1 protein-coding gene is annotated in these 917 nt (G+C 72.5%); it reads right to left on the reverse strand.

Features of this window, described 5'->3' with window-relative positions:
* The coding region (locus BFF76_RS08690) for a sodium:solute symporter family transporter (protein WP_420877206.1) at nt 1-825 on the reverse strand (825 nt) is incomplete at its 3' end.
* Nucleotides 826-917: the final 92 nt, after the last annotated feature.

The raw sequence follows: 917 nt of genomic DNA on the forward strand, positions 1-917 counted from the left end.
CCGGGCGTCACGGATCGGATGGAGCCGCATCATGATGTGCGGCATGCAGGCGGCACCGAGCAGCAGGGTGGCCTGGAAGCCGATCAGGTCGAGCCCGCCGGCGAGCCCGTGGCCGAACTGCAGCCCGGGGCGCGCGTAGTCGCCGCCCGCCCCGCTGCCGGCCTTCGCGGCGTCGAAGAGGGCGAACGGTGACCAGTCGAAGCGTGCGAGGACGAGTCCGGCGAGCAGGGTGACCGCTCCCAGTACGACCGCCACCTTGAGGATCTGGATGTAGCCGGTGCCCCTCATCCCGCCGAACGCCGAGTAGCAGACCATCAGTGCGCCGCTGGCCACGGTGCAGCCGGTGAGCGCGCCGTCGGGCAGCCCGAACATGGCGGTCATGACGCGCCCGGCGGTGGTGAGCTGCACGAGCAGCAGCGGGGCCAGCACGACGAGGGTGGCCACGCCGAGTGCGCGGCGTACGGACCCGTCGCCGAGCCGGTCGGCGAGGAAGTCGCCCAGGGTGAACACACCTCTGCGGCGCAGGCGTTCGGCGAAGAGGCGCATGACGAGGACCAGCGAGGCGACCGTCGCCAGGGCGAACAGCAGACCGTCGAAGCCGGCCAGTGCGACGGATCCGGTGGTGGAGAGCAGCGTGGCGGCGGAGACGTAGTCCCCGGCGATCGCCAGTCCGGCTCCGACGGGGCCGAGGGTGGCACCGCCCGCGTAGAAGTGCTCCGGATCGTCCTGGTCGGCGGCGGCGAGTCCGCAGAGCAGCAGGGACACGGCGACGAAGCCGAGGAAGATGACGACGGCCAGCGACCGGGCGTCGATCGCGCCGCTCATCGGTTTCGCTCCGGCGGTACGGCTCCGCGGTGGGCAGCTGAGGACATGCGCGCCATGGCATCAGCCGGGGTGCGGGCGGCACAGGGGCCGGG

The sequence above is a fragment of the Streptomyces mutomycini genome (assembly GCF_001700505.1).
GTDB lineage: Bacteria > Actinomycetota > Actinomycetes > Streptomycetales > Streptomycetaceae > Streptomyces > Streptomyces mutomycini.